Genomic DNA, 507 nt, shown 5'->3' with positions numbered 1-507 from the left:
GCCTTCAGGATCGAAGTCGTTCACAAGTACATTTCCGCTTACCGGAACATTCACCTCTGTACCCGCCGTATCGGCATTGGCAATAGTGGTGTTCGAATCCAGTGGAAGTACTTCTATAAATACTGTGGCCGTATCACTGGCCTGTGGGTTTCCATCATCAACTATACTGTACTGGAAGGTGTCAGGTCCTGAATATCCCGCCGGCGGTGTATACACATAACTACCGTCTGCATTCAGGGTCACACTACCTCCTGCCGTAGTTGGGAAGGTTCCCGTTGTTGTTACTATTTGGTTGTCACCTTCGGCATCTTCATCATTGGTAAGTACATTACCCGATACCGCTACATCCGTAAAGGTGTTGTTGATGTCGTTTATGGCGTCCGTGGTATTTATTCCGAAGACGGTAATGAAAACCGTAGCCTGATCTCTGGCCACAGGAGTTCCATCGTCGAAGATCTCGTATACAAACTGATCCGTTCCGAAGAAATTCGGATCGTTCGGCACATA

General features: G+C 47.9%; 1 protein-coding gene. It reads right to left on the bottom strand.

Annotation, left to right across the window (positions count from 1 at the left end):
* Positions 1–507: Ig-like domain-containing protein (locus J1N09_RS15410; RefSeq protein ID WP_265201173.1), on the bottom strand; the 507-nt coding region annotated here is incomplete at both ends.

The organism is Aureitalea sp. L0-47 (genome assembly GCF_026126405.1).
Taxonomy (GTDB): Bacteria; Bacteroidota; Bacteroidia; order Flavobacteriales; family Flavobacteriaceae; genus Pukyongia.
The sequence above is the reverse complement of the archived record's forward strand: the minus strand, read 5'-3'. Positions and strand labels throughout refer to the sequence as shown.